General features: G+C 39.4%; 20 protein-coding genes and 1 pseudogene. 11 read left to right on the forward strand and 10 right to left on the reverse strand.

Going from position 1 to position 21580, the window contains the following annotated elements; genetic code table 11:
• Positions 1 to 3: 3 nt before the first annotated feature.
• A protein-coding gene (locus NMK36_RS23265) for an IS630 family transposase (RefSeq protein ID WP_254172945.1) occupies positions 4 to 1061 on the forward strand; the annotation gives its coding sequence in 2 pieces (ribosomal slippage) (positions 4 to 396 and positions 399 to 1061; 1056 coding nt in all).
• A gap of 31 nt (positions 1062 to 1092) precedes the next feature.
• Here the strand turns inward: NMK36_RS23265 and NMK36_RS23270 are convergent.
• Positions 1093 to 1446, reverse strand: a complete 354-nt coding sequence (locus tag NMK36_RS23270) for a hypothetical protein (RefSeq protein ID WP_254174727.1) — start codon at positions 1444 to 1446, stop codon at positions 1093 to 1095.
• Positions 1447 to 1719: 273 nt separating this feature from the next.
• Here NMK36_RS23270 and NMK36_RS23275 point away from each other — a divergent pair.
• Positions 1720 to 2575: pseudogene (locus tag NMK36_RS23275) on the forward strand (transposase).
• Between the two features lie 198 nt (positions 2576 to 2773).
• Here the strand turns inward: NMK36_RS23275 and NMK36_RS23280 are convergent.
• Positions 2774 to 3454 (reverse strand): type 1 glutamine amidotransferase domain-containing protein, encoded by a 681-nt coding sequence (locus NMK36_RS23280; protein ID WP_254174728.1) that lies wholly within the window; start codon positions 3452 to 3454, stop codon positions 2774 to 2776.
• Positions 3455 to 3580: 126 nt separating this feature from the next.
• Entirely contained in the window at positions 3581 to 6169 is a 2589-nt protein-coding gene (acnB, locus tag NMK36_RS23285; protein WP_254174729.1) for a bifunctional aconitate hydratase 2/2-methylisocitrate dehydratase, read from the reverse strand.
• A 161-nt stretch (positions 6170 to 6330) separates the two neighbouring features.
• On the opposite strand from acnB, the gene NMK36_RS23290 reads away from it, so the two are divergent.
• Both NMK36_RS23290 and NMK36_RS23295 read left to right on the forward strand, forming a co-directional pair.
• Positions 6331 to 6669 carry a DUF6972 family protein gene (locus NMK36_RS23290; protein ID WP_072718261.1) on the forward strand — a complete coding sequence of 113 codons (339 nt, stop codon included), beginning with the start codon at positions 6331 to 6333 and terminating at the stop codon, positions 6667 to 6669.
• A gap of 31 nt (positions 6670 to 6700) precedes the next feature.
• On the forward strand, positions 6701 to 6886 hold the full coding sequence (locus tag NMK36_RS23295) for a hypothetical protein (protein WP_367997198.1): 186 nt from the start codon (positions 6701 to 6703) through the stop codon (positions 6884 to 6886).
• A gap of 187 nt (positions 6887 to 7073) precedes the next feature.
• Here NMK36_RS23295 and NMK36_RS23300 read toward each other — a convergent pair whose 3' ends face one another.
• A complete protein-coding gene (locus NMK36_RS23300) occupies positions 7074 to 7262 on the reverse strand; it encodes a hypothetical protein (RefSeq protein WP_072718259.1) in 189 nt (62 codons plus the stop codon).
• A gap of 67 nt (positions 7263 to 7329) precedes the next feature.
• A complete protein-coding gene (locus NMK36_RS23305) occupies positions 7330 to 7581 on the reverse strand; it encodes a type II toxin-antitoxin system RelN family antitoxin (protein ID WP_072718258.1) in 252 nt (83 codons plus the stop codon).
• 225 nt (positions 7582 to 7806) lie between these two features.
• On the opposite strand from NMK36_RS23305, the gene NMK36_RS23310 reads away from it, so the two are divergent.
• Together NMK36_RS23310 and NMK36_RS23315 are read left to right on the forward strand one after the other, a co-directional pair.
• Positions 7807 to 8094 carry a hypothetical protein gene (locus NMK36_RS23310; RefSeq protein WP_254174730.1) on the forward strand — a complete coding sequence of 96 codons (288 nt, stop codon included), beginning with the start codon at positions 7807 to 7809 and terminating at the stop codon, positions 8092 to 8094.
• Between the two features lie 161 nt (positions 8095 to 8255).
• Positions 8256 to 9350 (forward strand): sensor histidine kinase, encoded by a 1095-nt coding sequence (locus tag NMK36_RS23315; RefSeq protein WP_254174731.1) that lies wholly within the window; start codon positions 8256 to 8258, stop codon positions 9348 to 9350.
• Here NMK36_RS23315 and NMK36_RS23320 read toward each other — a convergent pair whose 3' ends face one another.
• Positions 9351 to 10139: a calcium-binding protein gene (locus NMK36_RS23320; RefSeq protein ID WP_072718255.1), complete on the reverse strand. Its 789-nt coding sequence runs from the start codon at positions 10137 to 10139 to the stop codon at positions 9351 to 9353. It abuts the gene before it with no gap.
• A 183-nt stretch (positions 10140 to 10322) separates the two neighbouring features.
• A complete protein-coding gene (locus NMK36_RS23325) occupies positions 10323 to 11345 on the reverse strand; it encodes an adenosine deaminase (protein ID WP_254174732.1) in 1023 nt (340 codons plus the stop codon).
• 260 nt (positions 11346 to 11605) lie between these two features.
• Between NMK36_RS23325 and NMK36_RS23330 the strand changes: the two genes are divergently transcribed.
• From NMK36_RS23330 to NMK36_RS23345, 4 genes are all read left to right on the forward strand, one after another.
• Entirely contained in the window at positions 11606 to 13021 is a 1416-nt protein-coding gene (locus NMK36_RS23330; RefSeq protein ID WP_072718253.1) for an HD domain-containing phosphohydrolase, read from the forward strand.
• A gap of 28 nt (positions 13022 to 13049) precedes the next feature.
• Positions 13050 to 13670 carry a pentapeptide repeat-containing protein gene (locus NMK36_RS23335; RefSeq protein WP_437126711.1) on the forward strand — a complete coding sequence of 207 codons (621 nt, stop codon included), beginning with the start codon at positions 13050 to 13052 and terminating at the stop codon, positions 13668 to 13670.
• 96 nt (positions 13671 to 13766) lie between these two features.
• Entirely contained in the window at positions 13767 to 14324 is a 558-nt protein-coding gene (locus tag NMK36_RS23340; RefSeq protein ID WP_072718251.1) for a Uma2 family endonuclease, read from the forward strand.
• A gap of 244 nt (positions 14325 to 14568) precedes the next feature.
• A complete protein-coding gene (locus NMK36_RS23345; RefSeq protein WP_072718250.1) occupies positions 14569 to 15327 on the forward strand; it encodes an LmeA family phospholipid-binding protein in 759 nt (252 codons plus the stop codon).
• 225 nt (positions 15328 to 15552) lie between these two features.
• On the opposite strand, the gene psb35 is transcribed toward NMK36_RS23345, so the two are convergent.
• Positions 15553 to 15723 (reverse strand): photosystem II assembly protein Psb35, encoded by a 171-nt coding sequence (psb35, locus tag NMK36_RS23350; RefSeq protein ID WP_186440307.1) that lies wholly within the window; start codon positions 15721 to 15723, stop codon positions 15553 to 15555.
• Positions 15724 to 15954: 231 nt separating this feature from the next.
• Here psb35 and NMK36_RS23355 point away from each other — a divergent pair, with 231 nt between their 5' ends.
• Entirely contained in the window at positions 15955 to 18813 is a 2859-nt protein-coding gene (locus NMK36_RS23355) for a glycerol-3-phosphate acyltransferase (protein WP_254174733.1), read from the forward strand.
• A gap of 28 nt (positions 18814 to 18841) precedes the next feature.
• On the opposite strand, the gene NMK36_RS23360 is transcribed toward NMK36_RS23355, so the two are convergent.
• Positions 18842 to 19750 carry a hypothetical protein gene (locus NMK36_RS23360; RefSeq protein WP_254174734.1) on the reverse strand — a complete coding sequence of 303 codons (909 nt, stop codon included), beginning with the start codon at positions 19748 to 19750 and terminating at the stop codon, positions 18842 to 18844.
• Positions 19751 to 19889: 139 nt separating this feature from the next.
• Positions 19890 to 21485, reverse strand: coding sequence for a B12-binding domain-containing radical SAM protein (locus NMK36_RS23365; RefSeq protein WP_254174735.1), 1596 nt, complete (start codon positions 21483 to 21485; stop codon positions 19890 to 19892).
• Between the last annotated feature and the right edge of the window lie 95 nt (positions 21486 to 21580).

A 21580-nucleotide genomic window follows, 5' to 3' on the forward strand; every position in this document is an offset into this window, starting at 1 on the left:
AATATGGGTGCTCGTTTAAGGGTATTTCTAACTCGTGAGCAAGACAAAACCCTGTTCAAGCTCAGAACAGCAGATGTGCCACAGAAAGTTAAAGACCGAGCCGAAGTGATTCGATTAAACTCACAAGGTTGGTACGTGGAAAAAATAGCAGCTTATTTTAATTGGACAGCACAGACAGTTAGAGAAGTGTTGCACAAATGGGAAAAGTTAGGACTAGAAGGGTTATGGGAAAAACCCGGTCGCGGGGGAAAAGCCAAGTGGAAAGAAGAGGACTTAGTATTTTTAGAAGAATGTCTCAGAAGAGAACCCCGGACATACAACTCTGAGCAATTAGCCCAAAAATTAGAACAAGAACGGTCAGTTAAATTGAGTCCCGATAGATTAAGACGGGTGCTCAAAAAAAGGGGGTGAATTGGAAGCGAGCCAGAAACAGCCACAAAGGAAAGCAAGACCCGATAGTCCGCGCGCAGAAACAGGCGGATTTAGAAATGTTGGAATTATCAGCCGCCACCGGAGAAATTGACTTAAAGTATTTAGATGAATCGGGTTTTTGTCTGTGGAGTGAACCGGGGTATACCTATTATTTTAGAGGGGAACAAAAACGTTTAGAACAAACTCGTCGTCGGGGTCGAAGATTAAGCATTATTGGGTTTTTGCAACAGCAAATCAGTTTTGTTTACGGCTTGGTGATTGGAGGTGTCAATCGCCAGTGTTATATCCAAATGATGGAACAAGAAGCAGCAGAGGCTGAAAAAGCCGGACGGATGAGAGTCATTGTCCAAGATAATAGCCCCATACATCAATGCCATGAAGTCAAAAAACTCTGGCCAAAATGGGAAAGTATGGGTTTGTATATTTTCTATTTGCCTAAATATTGTTCGGAAATGAATCCGATTGAATTAGAGTGGCAACATCTCAAAAAAGATGAACTATCAGGACAAACATTTGAGGATGAATTAGACCTGGCCTATGCGGTAATGAATGGTATTCAAGCTAGGGGAGAAAGAGGAAACTACAGCACACAACGGATGAAATTTCACTCGCAGCAACAACCCAGTTAACTTTTCGTTACATACTTGTCGATTTTCTCGCCTACCTACTTAAAGTTCCGAATTCCGATTCCAAATCAGACAGGATTTTTATGTATCGCAGGGTTGTTGGTGCGATTTTACCAATGGCTTCGTAATCAAAAACTCTAGGATTTCCAATTTGATCATTTTTGATAAATTCATGAATTTTACTCAAGACATTAGATCCAGATTTTTGGGTGACTTCAAGATACTCTAGACCTTGCTCAAATGAGTCGTGTTCTAAGGTAATATTGTATATTTCATTTCGACGAAAATCTCGGAATGTGGCATTATCTAAACTGGCTTGCAGACATAATTCAGGATAGTTACCATTGTCACTCAGGCTAGTTTTAAAAACCATATCTTTGCAATCCATACTTATATTCCCTAATGTCCTTTAGGCTGGTATTATGGTTTACACTATCATAGATGAGTTAAATCTTCAAGATTTTGGAAAAAATATTCCAAATCAACAGAATTCTTAAGTGGTTCTTCAGTATCTAGTATGCTAAAATTATAGTTAATAAAATCAAGAAAGACAAAAAATATATCTACCCCTAGCTGAAAAGCTTTTTCCGGTTGACAGTTAAGCCATCTGTGTTGTTAACTAAAATCAGAAAAATGGTAAATTCAGGGTAAATCAGTAACAATGACTTCCTCAAGGGAAATTAAAATGCTCACAGAACTTCTGGAGCTAGAAGGAGTAAAAGTAGTCTCACGTCATCAGCATAAAGGGATTGGAATAATTTTAGAGATAGAGCCAATCCATCAGGAAAGTATCTGTCCTCGTTGTGGGGAAAAAAGTCATAAATTACATCAAAACCATAGATATATAATTAAAGATTTACCTTGGGGAGAATCGCCAGTATTCTTAGAAATAAATAGACGACAGTTCAAATGTAAGAAATGTAAAAAGCCGTTTAGTGAGGATTTAGATTTCGTGGGGAAAAGAAGGACTTATACAAAAAGATTGGCTGATAGAATCCTACAAGAAGTTTTAGAAAAGGATATAAACAGTGTCGCCAAAAAAGGGTTAGTCACAACAGAAGAAATAGAAAGGATGTTAAAAGACGCATCATCAAAATTAGCCGAGTTGAAACCCACCGATTTAAAAAGATTAGGAATTGATGAAATAGCATTGATTAAAGGAAAAGGAAATTATTGTGCAGTTCTAGTAGATTTAGAAAAGTCGAAGTTAATAGCCCTACTTGAAGGAAGAACACAAGAAAAAATCCGTCAAATTTTTGAGGAAACAAATGATTGGTTAGGAGGATTATGGGAATTGGGGAGGTGGTTAGATGAAGCTCAAAAGTATTTCCCGAACAGTCATTCATACAATTATTCGATGGCTAGATGAAATTATTGCCTACTTTGATCATAGAACAACCAGTGGAGTAGTGGAGGGAATTAATAACAAACTGAAACTGATTAAACGTTCGGCTTATGGATTCAGAAATTTCAAAAACTTTCAATCAAGATGTTTACTGAATTGGCATTTTAACTAAATCTTTTGCAGACTAGATACTGAAGAACCTAAAACCCTCATCATAATACTACACTAAAGCCTCGTCAAACTTAGGCATTGAAATCTACTTTACAAGCGATCGCACCTCAACTCCTCAAAGAGCGATCGCACCTCATACAGACCTAAAAGATCAGCGATCAGACTATACGATTAGCCTACAATTAAGATGGTTAGACTTCTATTTTAAGGCTGCAATCAGTAAATCAGCGACAGCCACACCCGATGCTGGATTTTGCCCAGTAATGAGTCTCTGATCTTCAACAGCAAAAGCAGCCCAAGGCTCATCTGCTTTTTTGTAAATAGCCCCTCGTTCTACTAATTCAGTTTCTGTTAGGAAAGGAACCAATTGATCCAGTCCCGCCAGTTTCTCTTCCTCATTGGAAAAACCAGTGACTTCTTTATCTTTAATCAGCAATGATCCACTTGATAATTTGATATTTAGCAAGCCTACAGCACCATGACAGACCGAAGAGACAAAACCACCGTTTTCATAAATTTTTTGACTGATGGATTGTAGTACCTCATTATCAGGAAAATCCCAGATCACACCATGACCACCTGCGTAATAGATCGCAACATAATCATCTGGATTCACTTCACTGGGTTTGAGAGTAGCCCCAAGACGATTCATAAATGCTTTCTTCTGATACCATTCCCAATCAATGGGATCTGCCATTTCCAGACTGTGGGGATCAATCGGTGTATATCCTCCCTTGGGGCTAACGTAATCAACTTCATAGCCAGCTTCTTCAACTTTCTTCACAAAGTGAACAGCTTCTCCAAGCCACAGACCCGTTGCTCGTTTCAGGTTTGGATACTTTTCAACACTGGTTAAAACGACAAGTATTTTCTGACTCATGATGTTTTTTTCCTGCTTTACTGAGGGTACTTCGATAGACAAATTTAATCGAGGTGTGTCCTATTTTCACCTAGTAATAATGGGATCATCAAGGTGAGTCAATCAAGACCCACCCCAATCATAATACTAAACCAAAACCTCCTCTAATTTAGGCATCTGATCCACAGGAATCACCCGACCGAAATCCTCAAAATTCTCAATCTGATCAAAATTGAGATAACGGTATAAATCACCCTTAAACGGATCAACTTTTTGCGCCACAATATCCATATATTCCTCAACGGTCGGAATCTTACCTAATAGGGCACAAACCGCCGCCAATTCCGCAGAACCGAGATAGACCCTTGCACCTTTACCCATGCGATTATTAAAATTACGGGTCGAAGTCGAGAACACAGTGGCATTATCCTCGACACGGGCTTGATTACCCATACACAGAGAACATCCCGGCATTTCTGTCCGGGCACCTGCGGCGGCAAAGATGCCATAAACCCCTTCTTCTCGGAGTTGTTGTTCATCCATGCGAGTCGGTGGACAAATCCATAAACGGCCTTTCACTGTACCCGCACCTTCTAAAATCTTAGCAGCCGCCCGATAATGTCCAATATTGGTCATACAAGAACCAATAAACACCTCATCTACTTTATCCCCGACACATTTACTCATTAATTTAACGTTATCCGGGTCATTAGGCGCGGCAACAATCGGTTCTTTAATCTCGCTTAAATTCACTTCCAGGGTATCCACATATTCCGCATTGGCATCCGCAGACATTAAACTCGGATTAGCCAACCATGCTTCCATCTTAGCAATCCGCCGTAACAAGGTAGGAGCATCTTGATAACCCCGTGCTATCATATTTTTCATTAACACGACGTTAGAACGCAAGTATTCCGCGACGGTTTCTTCACTGAGTTTAATCGTACTTCCAGAACAGGAACGTTCAGCCGTGGCATCGGTTAATTCAAAGGCTTGTTCCACCTTTAAATCCGGCAAACCTTCCATTTCCATGATGCGACCGTTGAAAACGTTGATTTTGTTCTCTTTTCCAATGGTGAGCTTACCCTGTTGCATGGCGACCCAGGGAATGGCGTTAACAATATCCCGTAAGGTGACTCCGGGTTGTAATTCTCCGGTAAACTTAACTAACACCGATTCTGGCATATCTAAGGGCATGACTCCTAAAGCGGAGGCAAAAGCCACTAACCCTGACCCAGCCGGGAAGGAAATACCGAGGGGAAAACGGGTGTGGGAGTCGCCGCCTGTACCGACGGTATCCGGTAACAACATCCGATTTAACCAAGAGTGAATAATTCCATCTCCAGGCTTTAAGGCAACCCCCCCACGAGTCGCGAAAAAGTCGGGTAATTCTTTGTGGGTTTTAATATCAACGGGCTTCGGGTATGCTGCGGTGTGACAGAAACTCTGCATAACTAAATCAGCCGAAAACCCTAAACAGGCAAGTTCTTTGAGTTCATCCCTGGTCATCGGGCCAGTGGTATCCTGAGAACCTACGGTGGTCATCAACGGTTCGCAGGATGTCCCTGGACGGACTCCGGGCAACCCGCAGGCTTTTCCGACCATTTTTTGGGTGAGGGTAAAGCCTTTTCCGGTGTCTTCCGGCAGGGAAGGACGCACAAACAAGGTGCTGGGTTCGAGTCCCAAGGCGGCACGGGTTTTATCCGTTAAGCTACGACCAATTAATAGAGGAATGCGACCTCCAGCCCGCACTTCATCTAAAATCGTATCGGGTTTCAGGGTAAAGGTGGAAATCACTTCTCCCGCTTCGTTGGTAATTTCACCGTTGTAGGGATGAATGGTGATCACATCCCCAGTATTCAGTTTACTAACATCACATTCGATGGGGAGGGCGCCGGAATCTTCGGCCGTATTAAAGAAAATCGGGGCAATTTTTCCCCCTAGAATATAGCCCCCAGCGCGTTTATTGGGAACGTAGGGAATATCGTTACCAATCTGCCACAACACGGAGTTAATCGCAGATTTCCGAGAAGAACCTGTGCCAACAACATCTCCGACATAGGCGACGGGATGCCCTTTTTTCTTCAGTTCGGCTATGGTTTCTAACCCTCCGGGCATCCGACTTTCTAACATTACTAAGGCGTGTAAGGGAATATCGGGGCGAGTTGTGGCGTGGGGTGCGGGGGACAGGTCATCGGTGTTGGTTTCCCCAGGAACTTTAAAGACAGTCACGGTAATGGTTTTGGGGAGTTGCGGACGTCCAATAAACCAGTCGGCTTCTGCCCAAGCGTCAATGACTTGTTTAGCAAAAGGATTAACTTCCGATAAATGCAGAACATCGTTGAAGGCGTCGAAGACTAACAACGTCTTACTGAGGGCATTGGCAGCAGCCGAAGCAATACTTTCATCCCGAACTTTAAGTAAGTCTATCAGGGATTGGACGTTATAGCCTCCCACCATTGTACCCAACAGGGAAACAGCGCCTTGATGGGAAATCAGGGGGCTGGTGATTTCGTCTTTGGCAATCGCGGTTAAAAAGGCTGCTTTGACATAAGCGGCTTCATCGACACCGGGAGGGATACGGTCTCTCAGCAAGGTCATCAAGAATTCTTTCTCTTCTTCTGGCGGGTTTTTCAAGAGTTCGCAGAGTTCGGCGGTTTGTTGGGCGTTGAGGGGTAGGGGGGGAATGCCTAATTGAGCGCGTTCTTCTGCGTGTTGACGATATGCTTCTAGCATAGGTTCGGGTGTTCTCCTAAGACAATGTTCTAGCTATTATCGTTAGTTTATCGCTATTAGGGGGGTGAGAGTGTTCTGGGATAACGGTTTTTGGAGTTGAAGTTAATCAAGAATATGCCATTAGAATATAATCAAGTTTAATATTTACCTTAAATTTATGAATGGCTGGTATTGAGATCTCAATTCAATTTGATACACGACATCTCGCTAAACATTTGCCCAATACCCCCCAAATGCAAAGACTTTTAAGAAAAGGACTTGCAGCCCATGTTTTTAAAGATAGCGAAACGTTATATCGAGTGGCTCAAGCTATTATAGAGAGAGGAGAATATACGGGTAAAGTCAGGAAATATGATCGATATGGCTTGTATTTTAGCGAGCTTATTGGTTATCGAATTAGTCCTGATGGTACAAGGCAACCCCTTTATTATGGAGAAATAAAAATAGATGAATATAACCAATATCACATTATCCCAAGAACTCAACCCAGTACAGAATAATTGGCAGTTCGCCGAGGTTTGGATAGACCCAATGTTAACACCGCCTTATATCTTATTACTCTTAGCTGATGCTCAGGGAAAGTGTCAAATCTATGACCCCGCTAAGGATTATACAGTTATTTTTTCGGCTGAAGATTATGAAACCGCTAAATTGTGGTTATTAGAGGATGAATATGAACCCATTCAAGGCAGGTTGTTGTCGGATGAGTGGGTTTGATAAAGGTTGAGTTCTTGGATGAGTTAAAAATGAAAATTTATAAGCTAGATAATTTGCCATCGACAGAAGAATATATTCTGGGATTTAAGGATATAAAAGAAAACATAAGGTTGTAGGGGAATTTGAGATGGGATCGCTCAGAAACCCGGTTTCTATTCTTCACGATAGCCCAGTAGTCTTTTATTTTCTAATCTGGCTCCCTCTTCCAAGCATTTGATAGTGAACTATTGGCTCCTGATAGTATCGTTAGATTCCGAATTTCTATAGTGCAGGGATTGGCAATAGATTTATAGCCATCAACAGATATTTTAGTAATTCCTTCAAGCTTTTCATTTTTTGATTTTGTAGAATTACTTTTTTGAACTGATTTAGCCATAATTTATTTTTTATTAAAAATAATAAAATATTATATCACAAATTTTAATTATATAAACTGTAACCAATTATTCTGCATCAATACGCTCCCACATTTTTTCTAAAGGGATTGTTTGTCCTGTTTTCATTTCGTGTAACGCTCGTCTCAAACTCGCTTTTATTTCTTGCACAGGGGTATCATCAGGATCAGATTTAGATTCATCCTGGGGAGAAACTAAAACAATTACTTTCACCCGACTCGGTGTATTAATATCAAGTTGATGATCTAAAATTAATTGCCCGTTTTCATCCACTGTTCCCATGACTTCAAATGCTTGCATAATTTAATCTTTTATAACAGTTTACTCAATTTTATTATAGCAGATTTTATTAAATCAGGATAGGGTATAAGCGATCGCTGTCTAAAAATAAAACTTTAAATAGATATTAATTCCTCCTCTTCCCCTGATGCTTGAAAATCAATTAATTTTGTTGTTCAAGGGATGATTAACGGTTTTCCTTGCGTTAGAATCAGATTTAAAATAATGAACGGAAGGAGGAGCATCGTGTTGGAACTGTTACAAATCCTAATTCAGATTATTCAACCCTTTTTAGTGCCCATTTGCTTTGTTTTGGCTTGGGGATTTGTGATTTTGATAGTTTGGAGTATCGGTGCTGCGATGCGGGATACCATGCAACGGGCCAAGCAAATGCACCAAATCCCCTGTGCAGATTGTATGTTCTTTACAGGGAACTATCACCTCAAATGTCCAGTCCAACCAAAAATCGCCTTATCTGAAGCCGCCATCAACTGTCCAGACTATAACAGTCGAAATCAGACATTGACGCTATGATTGGGAATAAAGATCAAAAAATTCCTAACCCAGCTAGAACAATGGTAATTTCAGACAGATCAGGATAGGTTACGCTTGGGAATTTGTCACCTAGAATAGAAAAGTAAGTTTCAACGTCGCTGAGATTCAACCTTTGGAGCGACTGACGGGTGTAATATATTATGGGGCAAAAGCTCAGACAATCCAGGGAACTACAGCGAGGAGTGCTAATTGCTATAGTCGGTGTGATAGCAGTGGGACTTATTGCTTATTTTGCTTCGAGTTTTTCAGTCTTCACAGCATTCATCCCGATTGCTTCGGTGTTAGTGGCTTTGTTTAGTTCTCTAATGGCGTTGATTTATTATCAAAATCTGCAACAATTTAAACAGGAAAACGTTTCTTTAGAGGCGTTATTACAAACCACAAAAGAAAAGTTTCAGCTAGAGAAAGCCGATCTGGAACAAAAGCTTAAAATAACGCTGGAAAGATATCGTTCTGTTGAAGCTAAAAATAAAGTTTTGCAGGAGATGAATCATCGAAAGGATGAGTTTCTGAGGCAAACCTCCCATGAGTTAAGAACGCCGATGAATGGGATTATTGGTTCCTTACAACTCTTATTAGATGATTTATGTGATGATCGAGATGAAGAACGAGAGCTTTTAGAACAAGCTCATGATTCTTCTCTACATCTTTTAACATTAATTAATCAAGTTTTAGACTTAGCCCGAATTGAAGAAGGTCGAGTTTCCTTTGATATTAAAACCATTGATTTACACGCCAGTTTAACAGCAGCAATTTATCTACAATTTTCTAATATTCGTCAAAAGGGATTACGCCTCTATAAACAAGACTATTCTCACCGGATTAAAGTTAAAGCAGACCCGACAAAACTTAAACAAGTTTTAATCAATATTATTGGGAATGCTATTAAGTTTACAGATCGAGGGAGTATTTCGATTAGCACAGAAGTTCGCTCTATTGTTCAGAGTGATACTCAAGAGAGTGAAGAAATGGCAGTCATTACTGTTAAAGATACTGGAATTGGAATTTCCCCTCAAATTCAAGAAAAACTATTTCAACCGTTTGTCGTTGAAGATGAATCCCGACTCCATGCGTTAGGAAGTACAGGACTAGGATTAGTAATTTCCAGAAATTTAGTAGAAATGATGGGAGGTAAAATCCAATTAGTCAGTCCCGGAAAAAATCAAGGAACTATCGTTGAGATCTTTTTACCCTTAAGTGATGGAGAAACCAATAGTTCAGATTTTACCGATTAACTAACCTAAAGAAGTGGGAAAAAATAGGAACGAAGAAGTTAATAATTGCTGGGGTTCAATATTTTCTAAAAATCCGATAACTTGACCTGTCGCTTGAACTTCGATTAAGGTTCCCCCACCCAGGGTGCGTTCAATACTGGGGAATATACCTCGGACAGCTTCAGGGGTAATTGAAACTAAACTGAGTTGAGCAAAGGAAGGAACACCACTGACGACAATCACATCTTCCCCAGGGGTAAAATCTGTAATCACATCCGCATTATCGGGAATAAAATCCGATGCTGAACCTGTATTTTCTGACTCAATAGAACGAACTGCAAAGCGATCAGATCCAAATCCTCCTGTTAATTGATTTACCCCTTTATCACCAGCCAAGGAATCATTTCCGGCTGAACCCAAAAGAGTATCATTTCCCTGTCCGCCAAAAACCGAATCATCTCCATTTCCCCCATTAATATAATCTGCACCTAAATTTCCTTGGATAATATCATTACTATTTAAACCAATTAAAGAATCGTTTCCTTTCCCTCCAAATAAACTATCATCCCCTGCACCTCCCGATAAGGTATCTGCACCTTCTAAGCCATAGATTATAAAATCAAAGGGGGCTAGAAATGGAGAAACTTCAATATAATCAGGGTTAGTTGTTCCAATATATTCCCCCTTTCTATTGACATTTTTATTCGTAATTGTAATAATATTAACTCCTACTAAGGATGTGGTACTACCTGTGGACATTGCGACAGGTTCAGGAGTAGATGGGGATGAAAAATTCGGTTGCAGGGTCATAAATCCAATCTCCGTAAAAGATCAAGGCGAAAGAAATTGCTCTGTTTAAAAAGTACAAATTATCCTACTACAAAAAAAGTGAAAATAGCAATAACCTGCCTATTTCAAAACTAACTATTGAGCTCAAGTGTAGGATATGGGGTTTAGGAAATTAAGCTGGATCAAATTTAGAGACTGAACAGCTTAACTTAATTTTTGTGTAAACTGTTGCATAAATTGGTCTAACTCATCAATTCGATTTTGCTTTTCCTGTTCCCCTAAAAATGACGCTAAAAAAGAATTCTTAGCCAATTGATAAATCTCTTGAAAACTAAAGTTTAAAGCGGATTGAGTTTCGAGAAAATTCTCCAGAATATACCCTCCGAAATAAGCTGGGTCGTCAGAATTTACCGTAACACATAATCCTAAATCCAGAAGGGTTTTGAGATTATGGTGTTGTAAAGTTGGAAAAACCTTTAACCTCACGTTCGATAAGGGACAAACCGTTAAAGGAATCTGTTTTTCTTTTAAATACTGGACTAACTTCTGATCTTCAATACAGCGAACTCCATGATCAATTCGAGAAACTTTTAATAAATTAATCGCTTGCCAAATATATTCTGGAGGCCCCTCTTCTCCCGCATGAGCAACGGTTAAAAAGCCTAAATTTCTAGCGACTTCAAAAACGTCTTTAAATTGAGAGGGGGGATGGTTTTGTTCAGAAGAATCTAATCCTACTGCTATAATTTGATCTTGATATGGAATCGCTTGTTTTAAGATTTCCATCGCAGACTCTGGACTTAAATGGCGCAAAAAACATAACATTAACCGAGAAGAAATGCCTAATTTTTTCTGTCCTGCTTGTAAGGCTTGATCAATACCTGACAGTACAACTTCAAAGGGAATTCCGCGTTGTGTATGGGTTTGAGGATCAAAAAATATTTCAGTATGTCGGATATTTTGACAAGCTACTTTTTCCAAATAAGCCCAAGTTAAATCATAAAAATCTTGCTCTGTCAATAATACCCTAGAACCCAAATAATATAAATCTAAAAAAGATTGGAGATGGTTAAACTGGTAAGCTTGTCGAATTTCCTCCACCGAAGTAAAGGGTAATTTAATCTGATTTCGTTCAGCTAAATTTAACATAAATTCCGGTTCTAACGATCCTTCAATATGAATATGTAATTCGGCTTTAGGAATCTGTTGAATAAACTCAGTGATCATGTCTACTTTCCCTATTGTTTCAGTACAAATCGACAGTATTGTTCCACCCTATTCCTGTTTTTTTTCTTGTTAAGTCAGATCAAGCTAAAATTAAACAGAAAATGCGGAGGGGTTTAAAAGCTGTAATATCCTTGATGGATTGATCCTATCCTAAATTCTGGGCGATCTCGACCAGAAAATTAAAATTTTTAGCTATTTACTTTTATAATTCTGCCCATAGCAGTTAAGATTTAAGGAATAGTCGGGACTCGCGTTTGCCAATGAATCCAGAATCCACGCTCAATCAGCTTAAAGCCTCCCTTTCGGATGGTCAACTGCCTTCTAGTTATGGTGTCTATTTCAAGAATACGCTAGTTGCACTCTGTCATGCACTTGAAGATCACATTTTGCAAAATAGTGATGCACCTCCAGAGCAACAACCTCTTGTGTTAGTGACATTTCAAGAGGGAAAATGGTATCTTCAAGAAGCTGATCGCTATTTTGATGTTGTTCAATCTTGTCGTCATGTTGTGATTAGCGCCGTTGCAGATAGTGGGTTTTTGACCCATCGCACCGGACAGTTAGAAAATGTTTCTTTAATTAATTTAGACCGTTCTGATAGTTTGGTAATGGAGTGGAATTTAATTATTCTAGCTCCGAGTTATACGACAATGGTATTATGCCATGAATTAATGCCTGATGAATATCCGGCTCATACCAAACCCACGATTGATACAGAACGAAAATTTTATGGATTATGGACATTTGATCAAAAATTAGTTCGAGAATCGGCTAAAATTTTAATTGAGCGTTTTCGACCCTATAATGCTGAATTAGCAGATTGTTTATTGCAACAGTATCAGGAAATTATAGCTACACCTTATCATCAAGTTCCTGATTTAACCGGAGTCGTTTCTCGGATTGTCAGTTATTTACAATCTTCTCAACAAGAACTGATTACTGTTAACCGCCAAAACCGCGAATTCTGGGAATTAGAAGGACAAGCAAAACGAATCAGTCGCAATATTACTGGCAATAAATTACAAGCATTTTTAAGAATGGCGCAACGGGTTGATGAACGAGATCAAAATAACCCCTGTGCCTCCTTACAAGTCGCTGCCTTATCAGAAACCCTTGGACAAATTTTAGATCTGCCTACGGTGAAATTAAGGCGGTTACAATTAGCCGGATTATTATATAGAATTGGGTTGTCTTCAGCACCGGATGAAGTATTTACTCAAAGCCCAGAAGAAATGGATGATGCGACTCGCAAGTTTTGGTCAGAACGGGCTTTAATTGGAGCAAGATTATTAGAGTCGATGCCAGAATTAGCAATTATTCGGGATGTAGTTGCTCATCAGTTAGAATATTGGGATGGCAGTGGGAAACCCGATGGGCAAAAAGGAGAAGAAATTAATATTAAAGCTCGAATTTTAGGGTTAGTTGCTTATTTCCAAAGCTTAACTCATCCTAGAGGAAAACGCCACGCCCATAGCTTAACAGAGGCGGTAGAAAAATGTCAGGAGTTGAGTGGAACTCGGTTTGATCCGGCATTAGTTGAAGCCTTGAAAAATGTTGTAAAATTAGCTGAAATTGGATTAATACAATTGCCAACTCAACCCAGCCAATTACCCAACGTTTGGTTAGAGGAAGCCTTAAGTTCAAAATCGAAATCCCCAAAAGAATCTAAAGTTTAACAAGTTTAAATCATCACTTTTTATGACTATGACTCAATCCCCATCTGTTGATCTCAATGTTATTAAGCGAGGAACTATTAAAGACCTCAGTAATATGAATTTATCCGGTATGGATTTATCGGGAGCCCATTTAGCTGAGGTAAATTTATCCGGTGCTAATTTATCCGGTGCTAATTTATCCGGTGCTAATTTACAAGGATCTCAACTTCGAGCTAACTTAAGAGGGGCTGATTTATCCGGTGCAAATTTGCAAAGAGCAGACTTAAGAAATGCTGATTTAAGAGGAGCAATTCTGATCAATGCCGAGGTTCAAGAAGCGAGTTTTATCGGGGCATTTTTAACCGGAGCGACCTGTGGAAATATAGATTTAAGTGGAATTGATTTCAGGGGGGCTGATTTACGCGGTGTGAATTTATCTCAAGGAATTTTATGTCAAGCTGATTTAAGAAATACAAATTTATCGGGGGCTGATTTATCTCAAGCTGATTTAGAAGAAGCTAATTTATCTGGTGCTATTCTTCGAGGAACTAATTTAGAACGAGCTAATTTACTTTGTGCCATTGTTGAACAAACTGTATTTTTAGGTGTTATTTTAGAAGGTGCTTGTTTGGAAGGAACAGCGTTAGGAAGCGATCAATTGAACACCTAACAGAACACAGGGATTGATTTTAATGATATTGCCTAGGAGTGCCTACTTTAAGGGTAATAAAGTATCAAAATTAAAACAGAAATTGGGTTCAAAGTGATGATTCAAACGACCACCCCAAAGTTAACATTAGAGGAATTCCTGCAACAACCGGAAACGAAACCTGCTCAAGAATTTATTAATGGTCAAATTAGACCCAAGCCAATGCCCCAAGGTGAACATAGTTTAATTCAAGGTAAACTCTGTGAGGTGATTAACGCCGTTGCTGAACCTCACAAAATTGCCTATGCGTTTCCTGAATTACGCTGTAGTTTTGGGGGAAATGCAATTGTTCCTGATGTTGTTGTATTCCGATGGGAAAGAATTTCTCGCACCTCTTCCGGTCGAATTGCTAATCGATTCGAGGTTCATCCTGATTGGTCAATTGAAATTTTATCCCCTGAACAAAGTCAAACCAAAGTTTTAGGAAATTTGTTGCATTGTTCCCAAAATGGAACGGAATTAGGATGGTTAATTGACCCCGATGAAGAAACAGTTTTAATTGTATTTGCTGACCAACGGGTACAACTTTTACGGGGAGATACTCCCTTACCTATTTTAACAGAAATTAAGTTACAGTTAACCGTTAATCAAATTTTTGAATGGTTGATTTTGTAATCGGCAACTCGGACAAATGCTCTATTACAGCATAGCGATCGCGGATCAAGTTGTGTACCTTAAGAGCCAACACGACTTATACGCGCTATTGGGTGACGATTGACTCAACCATTCTAACGGGTTCACCATTTCCTGTAACAACCATCCCTGGTTTAACTTTCAACTATGCCTTCGATAAGCATTACTAATTTTTACAAAACTTCATAAAAAGTTATAATAGGTAGGTCGGCTAGCGAGCATAGGAATGGTACAGGCTTTGTTTGGAAGCACTTCTTTTCAGACTCAAAGTGGCGATCGCCTCGTCAGCAAGGTTGTCGGGACTGCGATCGCGGCTTTGTTCAAGCGTTCTGAAAAAATTGAAGCCAACGTTCGGGCGGAACCTGTAGCCAAGCTATTGCAGGGAAGCGTCGATGGTTTTGATTTCATCGGAAACGGGATGCTGATGTACAATGGCCTCCGCATTGCAGTCATGGAACTCTATGTGCAAGCGGTGTCTATTGATTTCAGCGCCATTTTTACAGGTCAAGTGAAGTTACGACAACCAACTCAAGCGAGTTTACGGGTCGTGTTAACAGAGGAAGACTTAACGGACTCTTTTAATACCCCGTTTGTAGTCGAAAAACTTCAGCGCCTTCAATATCAGGGAGAACCCTTAAAGTTTACTCAAACTTTAATGACTATTACTCCTGAAAAAGCCCTGCGAATTCAATCAGAAATTCTACTCGGAAATTCACAGGAACCTGTTCAAGTTGATTTTACAACTCAAGTGGAGGTGCAAGACCGTCAAAAAATCCGATTTGTCGATGTCCAATATAGCGGAAATCAGGAGGCTATTAACCTGAGTCAAGCTTTGGTGAACCATGTCAATGATTTATTAGATCTCGACAAGTTCGCCTTAGATGGAACCCAATTAAAGGTTGATCGACTGCGAATTCAAAACAATTCTCTGATTTTTTATGGGTCTGCTCAAATCAACCAATTTCCGAAAGGAAAGAAAAACTAAACCGTTGTTGGTTTGTCGTTAAACATTCAATTGTCGGAGGAGAGTTGTTAAAGAAAATCGGTTTGAGTTTGAAGTCGGGAAAAGCAACTGTTCTTCCCGACTTTCATCTTGACAGTAACGTTTGAAACCTGAAAAGATGAGTAAAAACCGATCCGGATCTGGCGTAAAAATAGCACCTCTCATTCGAGGAAATTAAAACTCCAGATCTACAGACCGATTTTATCCTTAATTTTTCTCATCTTCTGAATTGACTTTAGGAATATAGTCCGGTCTTTCTTTACCTTCCCAACCGGGAGGACGCTTGGAATTATACCAAGCAATTGATCCAATGCTGACTGCCGCAATAAATCCGACAACAAGCACTGCAATCGGAATCCATAGGGTATTACTTGCCATAAGACCGATTTGTTCCTTAATTTAATGATACCTTAACGATTATCTCATTTTTTGTTAATTAAAAGCTAAAACTTCTTTGAATTACACCCACGCCAATATCATCACAATAGCAGGGAGAATCGGGATTAGGATTAAAAATAACGGAAACCCCAGAAGTCATTAAAATATTATCATTCACCAGATAACGATAACAAGCTTCCCCTAAAACCGCATTACAGGAAAATATTGATCATGTATTTTGGCGTAATACTATTACTATTATTGGGTAGCTTTAGTTTGGGGGCATTACCCCTAACCCGTTGGGTTGTCCAACTCTTATCTGGGAAAAATTTATCACAATTAGGGACAGGAAATATTAGTGTTTCCGCAGCCTTTTCCCAGGGAGGAAAACAAGCGGGAATCATTGCTGTTATCCTAGAAATAGCACGGGGGATTATTCCAGTAATTACTGCCAAGATTTTATTCCCCAATACTCCAGTTTTGCAAATCGTCAGTTTAATTTTATTAGTCGCAGGACGATATTTTATTGCTAAAGGTGGAGGCGTTACCAATGCAACTTGGGGAATATTAGTCTATTCTCCGATTATTGCCGTCAGTAGCGGAATCACTGGATTAATGATCTGGAGAGTTAGTTATTTATTATTGCCCATTTCTAAGTCTTCTTCTCGACTTTGGGCATCCCGTTTAGGGTGTTTAAGTGCGATATTTTGGGTGTGGTTTTGGCATCAAAAATCCCAATCTCCTACCTTTTCTCCTTGGGAATTGGTGGCAGTGATCGGTTTAGCGGTTGAATTAGTTATCATTAATTTAGCTCAAAAAGATGATGTAGGACTGTATATGAAACAACAATATTTTAACTTAAAAGATAAACTTGATATTCAACACTGTGGCGAAAAAGCAACCCGATTAAGTGAATTAAAACGGGCTGGGTTTAAAGTTCCTTTAGGGTGGGTTTTGCCAGCTATTAACCGTTTAGAAGATATTAATATCCCTTTTAAAAAACAAATTCAATTAACCAATTATCCCTTAATTATCCGTTCTTCTGCTATTGGAGAAGATAGTAACAACTCATCAGCAGCAGGACAATATCAAACCATTGGCCCTATTTATTCTCCGACGGAATTACAACCTGCTATTATTCAATGTCGTCAATCCTATTGGACTCCTGAAGCGATTTCCTATCGTCAAAATCAACACCTTCCTGATGCGGGAATTGCTGTATTAATTCAACCTTATTTAGCCAGTGAAGTTGCAGGCGTGATGTTTACTCGCAACCCCTTAGATGGGGGTTCACAAATTATTATTGAAGCCTTACGAGGGGGGGCAGAATTAGTAGTTGGGGGTCAATTTACTCCGGTACATTTAGAAATAGAAATCAATACCTTAATAGAGGAGTTAGAGCTTCCTAGTTTTTTACCAAAAACAGTTATTTTAGAATTAGTTCAACTCGCCCAAGATATAGAAGCTTTTTATCAAGGTATCCCCCAAGATATTGAATGGTGTTGGGATGGAGTCAAAGTTTGGATTTTGCAAACTCGTCCGATTACTAATTTACGCCCTATTTGGACAAGAACTATCGCAGCAGAAGTCATTCCTGGGGTCATTCCTCCCTTAACCTGGTCAATTAATCGCCCCTTAACCTGTGGGGTTTGGGGTGAACTATTCACCTTAGTTTTAGGAAAAAAAGTTTCCCATTTAGATTTTAAACAAACTGCTACGTTATTCGCTTCCCATGCCTATTTTAATGCCAGTTTATTAGGAGAAATCTTTACGTTAATGGGATTACCTAAACAGGGGTTAGAGTTTTTAGTCCGAGGGCAAAAAATGGGAAAACCTCCCCTGGGTAAACTCTTCCCTTCATTACCCGGTTTATGGCGATTAATTCAACGAGAACGGCATTTAGATCAAGATTTTAAACGAGATTTAGAACAGCTATTTTTACCTACATTACAACAGATTGAATCTCATCAATCTCTTGAATTACTAACCTTAACTCAACTCTTAGAACAATCAGAAACCCTACAAAAAACATTAAAATTAGCGACTTACTATAATATTATTGCACCCATTGGGTTAGCCATTCGTCGAAGCTTATTTAAAGTTTCTGATGCTTGGATCCCTACCCATACTTCCCCAGAAGTTGCTTCAATGCAAGCATTACAAACTCTAGCCGATCAAATTAGAGAAACTTTTACAGAAACCGAACCCATTACTCATCAATCTTTCGAGCAAAAACTCGCAGAAAATCAACAATTTCATCAACAATTTGAAACCTGGTTACAAACCTATGGCTATTTAAGTGAAGTGGGAACCGATATTTCTGTACCGAATTGGTTAGAACAACCAGAAATATTTAAAGAAATGCTATTCAAAATTATCAAAAATGTAAACTACCGCATGGAAAATTTAAACGTTTCTAACTTAAATCAATGGGAAAAATGGCGGCAAGCTCAATGTTATGAACGCACGTTAACGAAAAGCAAAATCGCTGAAGTTTATGGGAAACTTTTAGCTCATTTGCGATGGACAATCTTGGCTATAGAATTCCAAGCAATTGCTCAAGGAATATTAGAAAATTCGGGAGATATTTTTTATTTAGAATGGGATGAAATCAAAGCTTGGATAGAACAGAATATTGAACCCGATTTTCTTCCGAAAGTTCATCAACGTCGGAACATTTTTCAAGAAGATCGCGATCGCACAATTCTCCCCGTTGTTTATGGTACTATCTTACCGAAACATCGGTTACAAAATATTCAAAATGCTGCAATTTTACAAGGAATTCCTGCTAGTATTGGCTGTGTGGAAGGAACCATTAAAATTTGTCGTAGTTTAACTAATATTATAGATCAAACAGAGGATAAAATTCTGGTTGTTCCCTACACCGATGCCGGATGGTCGCCCATTTTATTAACCGCAAAAGCGATTATTTCTGAAGTCGGCGGACAACTTTCTCATGGTGCTATTATCGCACGAGAATATGGTATCCCTGCGGTGATGAATATTCAAGGGGCTACCACCTCTTTAAAAGATGGTCAACGAGTGCGAGTTGATGGTTATCAAGGAACTGTTGAAATTTTGGAGGATTAAAAATAGAAAATCTCTCGTTTCTAGCTACTTAAATTGTCGCTTCGGTTATCCCTAGTAATTTTTGGGTTTGTTCAGTAATTCCAAATAAGCGATCGCTATGACAAAAAATTTCCCAAGCGCGAATTCCCATAAAACCAATTCCTGCAACGGCTAAGGGGATTGCAGCAGCACCTAAAAGTGTGGCAATAGGGGGAAAAATCATACAGATTGTTAACAAAATTCCCGTCATTACACCGCCCGTAATTCCAGCAGTAGCGGTGGCAGTAGCGACATTTTGAATCAAGTCTGACTGGGTAATTTTGCCTTCAACATACAATAATGAATTCTCCAAAATAGAAAAGACTAACTCAATAACTGCTGCAACAATCGCGCCTTTAATTGTTACCTGAACAATTTCGGTAACTGCTGTTTTAAAGGCAGCATCTGCTAAAACTTTTTTAGCCACTGCTAATTCTTCAGCAGTCATATCTACCCCACCACGAGCACGATTCACCCAAAAATATTCAAAAATCCCGTTATTGGCTTCGCTTCCCCCGCCATTAACGTGGGCTTTGATGTGACTCCAATCTTTATCTTGACAGAAATTACGAATGGCTTCTGGCCCTTGGGCACGAATTTGGGCGGGTATGGATTCAAAGACTTTTGCGGCTTCTTGAACATTTCGCATTCCCTGGCGTACACCAGCCCTCGCAAATTTTAATTGTAACCCTGTTGGTAGGTTTTCAAACCGGATATTATGGGCGACTTTAAAGGCTTCTTGAGTGGCAATTACCCCCGCACTCACCATTGAACTTGGCACGGATTCTGCCCATGCTGTTACGACATTGGTACTTTCTTGAACTTGAGCAGAGATTTTGTTCGCTAAATCTTGGGTATCGGCAACCGTTTTTTGCACTTGGGCACTTAGAAATTCGAGGGGATTAGGGTTAATTTCCATGTTAATTTGGCTTGCCTCATTAATAATTCAATTATAGAACCCATTTAATATTTTTTAGCGATCGCCTCTAGGAGATGCTCTTCTCATTCCTCTTGTCTATTATTGAGATGGGATGACGACAGGTGACTAGGCTATTTCCCTAGGTTAACAAATGTTTTTTGAGGGTATTGACGGGTAAAGGGCCTTGAAGATGTTGCCAAGGTAAGACTTGATCTAAATCCCAATTTTGGTTAACATAATATTCCATTGGGGGTAATTTTCCGCGTAATTCTTTGAAGGCGCGACGATAACTTCCGAGGGAGTCTCCATAGTTTCTTACTAATTCTAACAGATGGGAAATACGGCGATCGCCCCTAGAAAGTAAAGCTTGAATCACTGACCATTTATAACTTTCAGGTCGGAAATCAATGTTATTGGATTTTAATTGTTTTTCTAATAGCTTCAGTCGTTTTTCTGCATCGGGATTTACCCCAAACCACTGAAACGGAGTGTGGGATTTTGGCACAAAGGTACTACAACCGAGCGTTAATTTAAAGCCCGGTACTGCTTTTTTTAACGTCTTCATTAGGTCTATTGTGGCTTCTACATCCTCTAATTCTTCCCCCGGAATCCCCACCATGCCATAGAGTTTCATCCCCTGTAAACCGCCATTTTTAGCATTAATAATGGCTTGAATAATTTCTTGATTTTCTAACTTTTTATTGATGATTTTTCGTAGGCGATCGCTACCACTTTCAACTGCAATTGTCAAGGTACGAGTGTCTCGTTTTGCTAAGGTTTTTGCTAATTTTTCGGTAACGGTATTTGTTCTAACGGAAGCAATACTTAAACGCACATCATCATATTTCGGTTGAGTTAAATAATTCAATAATTCATCAAATTCAGGATGTTGTGTGACGGACGCACCTAATAAACCTAAACGCCGCGTTACTTGCAGTCCCCGTTCAATCGCTGGAATTAAAGATGCTTCTAAACTAGCTGTTCTAAAGGGTAAAGTTAAATAACTGGCTAAACAGAAACGGCACATTTCAGGACAACTGCGAACCACTTCCACCATATAGATATTTTCCCAAGCCGCTTTTTCCGTAACAACCGTTGAAGCGGATAAAATATTTCCGCGATAGGTTTGTTTTTGGATTTCGGGAGGAGTATTAGAATCTACCGGTTTAATGGCTTTAATGTTACCTTCTAAACTGTCATAAGATACTTCATATAAACTGGGAATATAAATTCCTGGAATTAGGGCTAAATGTCGTAATTGTGTCGAGCGCGATTCCTGAGAAACCTGTTGATAAGCGTCTATGAAATCGCCTAATAAATTTTCTCCATCACCCAGTAAAATAATATCAAAAAAATCGGCAAAAGGTTCGGGATTAGCAGTTAATACGGGGCCACCCCCAAAAATCAAGGGATGTTTTTCTGTCCGATGAACCGAACGCAGGGGAATATTGAGGAATTCTAAACGCTCAAAAATATTAACGTAATCCAGTTCCCAAGAAAAGGAAAAACCGACGAGTTTAGGTTGTTGAGGTAAGGGTTCATGCACATCAGTAAATAAACGACTTACTTCTACATCAGAACGCATAGCTAAAGTCGCCCAAACCAGTTGATATCCTAAACTGGTAATACCAACGGTATATTCATTGGGAAAAGCAAAAATAATCGGAATGGCATCTAAATTAGAAGGTGTGGGACTAAACAGCAAACGTTCAGAATCAAAAACAGAAGCACTCACAGAATTAATCAATAAAACACTCCTTGAAATGTACTTTTATTCTAGCTTAACCTGCTTTGACACTCTCACTGTCAATCGCAAAGCAATGTGACGGC

Source organism: Planktothrix pseudagardhii (assembly GCF_904830925.1).
Lineage (GTDB): Bacteria > Cyanobacteriota > Cyanobacteriia > Cyanobacteriales > Microcoleaceae > Planktothrix > Planktothrix tepida.

Bases quoted from the DNA above. Each gene is read 5' to 3' on its own strand.
- NMK36_RS23270 (WP_254174727.1), bottom strand. From the start codon at position 1,446: ATGGATTGCAAAGATATGGTTTTTAAAACTAGCCTGAGTGACAATGGT.
- NMK36_RS23355 (WP_254174733.1), top strand. From the start codon at position 15,955: ATGTATTTTGGCGTAATACTATTACTATTATTGGGTAGCTTTAGTTTG.
- NMK36_RS23340 (WP_072718251.1), top strand. From the start codon at position 13,767: ATGATTCAAACGACCACCCCAAAGTTAACATTAGAGGAATTCCTGCAA.
- NMK36_RS23325 (WP_254174732.1), bottom strand. From the start codon at position 11,345: ATGATCACTGAGTTTATTCAACAGATTCCTAAAGCCGAATTACATATT.
- NMK36_RS23290 (WP_072718261.1), top strand. From the start codon at position 6,331: ATGGCTGGTATTGAGATCTCAATTCAATTTGATACACGACATCTCGCT.
- NMK36_RS23360 (WP_254174734.1), bottom strand. From the start codon at position 19,750: ATGGAAATTAACCCTAATCCCCTCGAATTTCTAAGTGCCCAAGTGCAA.
- NMK36_RS23330 (WP_072718253.1), top strand. From the start codon at position 11,606: ATGAATCCAGAATCCACGCTCAATCAGCTTAAAGCCTCCCTTTCGGAT.
- NMK36_RS23345 (WP_072718250.1), top strand. From the start codon at position 14,569: ATGGTACAGGCTTTGTTTGGAAGCACTTCTTTTCAGACTCAAAGTGGC.
- NMK36_RS23335 (WP_437126711.1), top strand. From the start codon at position 13,050: ATGACTCAATCCCCATCTGTTGATCTCAATGTTATTAAGCGAGGAACT.
- NMK36_RS23320 (WP_072718255.1), bottom strand. From the start codon at position 10,139: ATGACCCTGCAACCGAATTTTTCATCCCCATCTACTCCTGAACCTGTC.
- NMK36_RS23295 (WP_367997198.1), top strand. From the start codon at position 6,701: ATGTTAACACCGCCTTATATCTTATTACTCTTAGCTGATGCTCAGGGA.
- NMK36_RS23280 (WP_254174728.1), bottom strand. From the start codon at position 3,454: ATGAGTCAGAAAATACTTGTCGTTTTAACCAGTGTTGAAAAGTATCCA.
- psb35 (WP_186440307.1), bottom strand. From the start codon at position 15,723: ATGGCAAGTAATACCCTATGGATTCCGATTGCAGTGCTTGTTGTCGGA.
- NMK36_RS23300 (WP_072718259.1), bottom strand. From the start codon at position 7,262: ATGGCTAAATCAGTTCAAAAAAGTAATTCTACAAAATCAAAAAATGAA.
- NMK36_RS23315 (WP_254174731.1), top strand. From the start codon at position 8,256: ATGGGGCAAAAGCTCAGACAATCCAGGGAACTACAGCGAGGAGTGCTA.
- NMK36_RS23305 (WP_072718258.1), bottom strand. From the start codon at position 7,581: ATGCAAGCATTTGAAGTCATGGGAACAGTGGATGAAAACGGGCAATTA.
- acnB (WP_254174729.1), bottom strand. From the start codon at position 6,169: ATGCTAGAAGCATATCGTCAACACGCAGAAGAACGCGCTCAATTAGGC.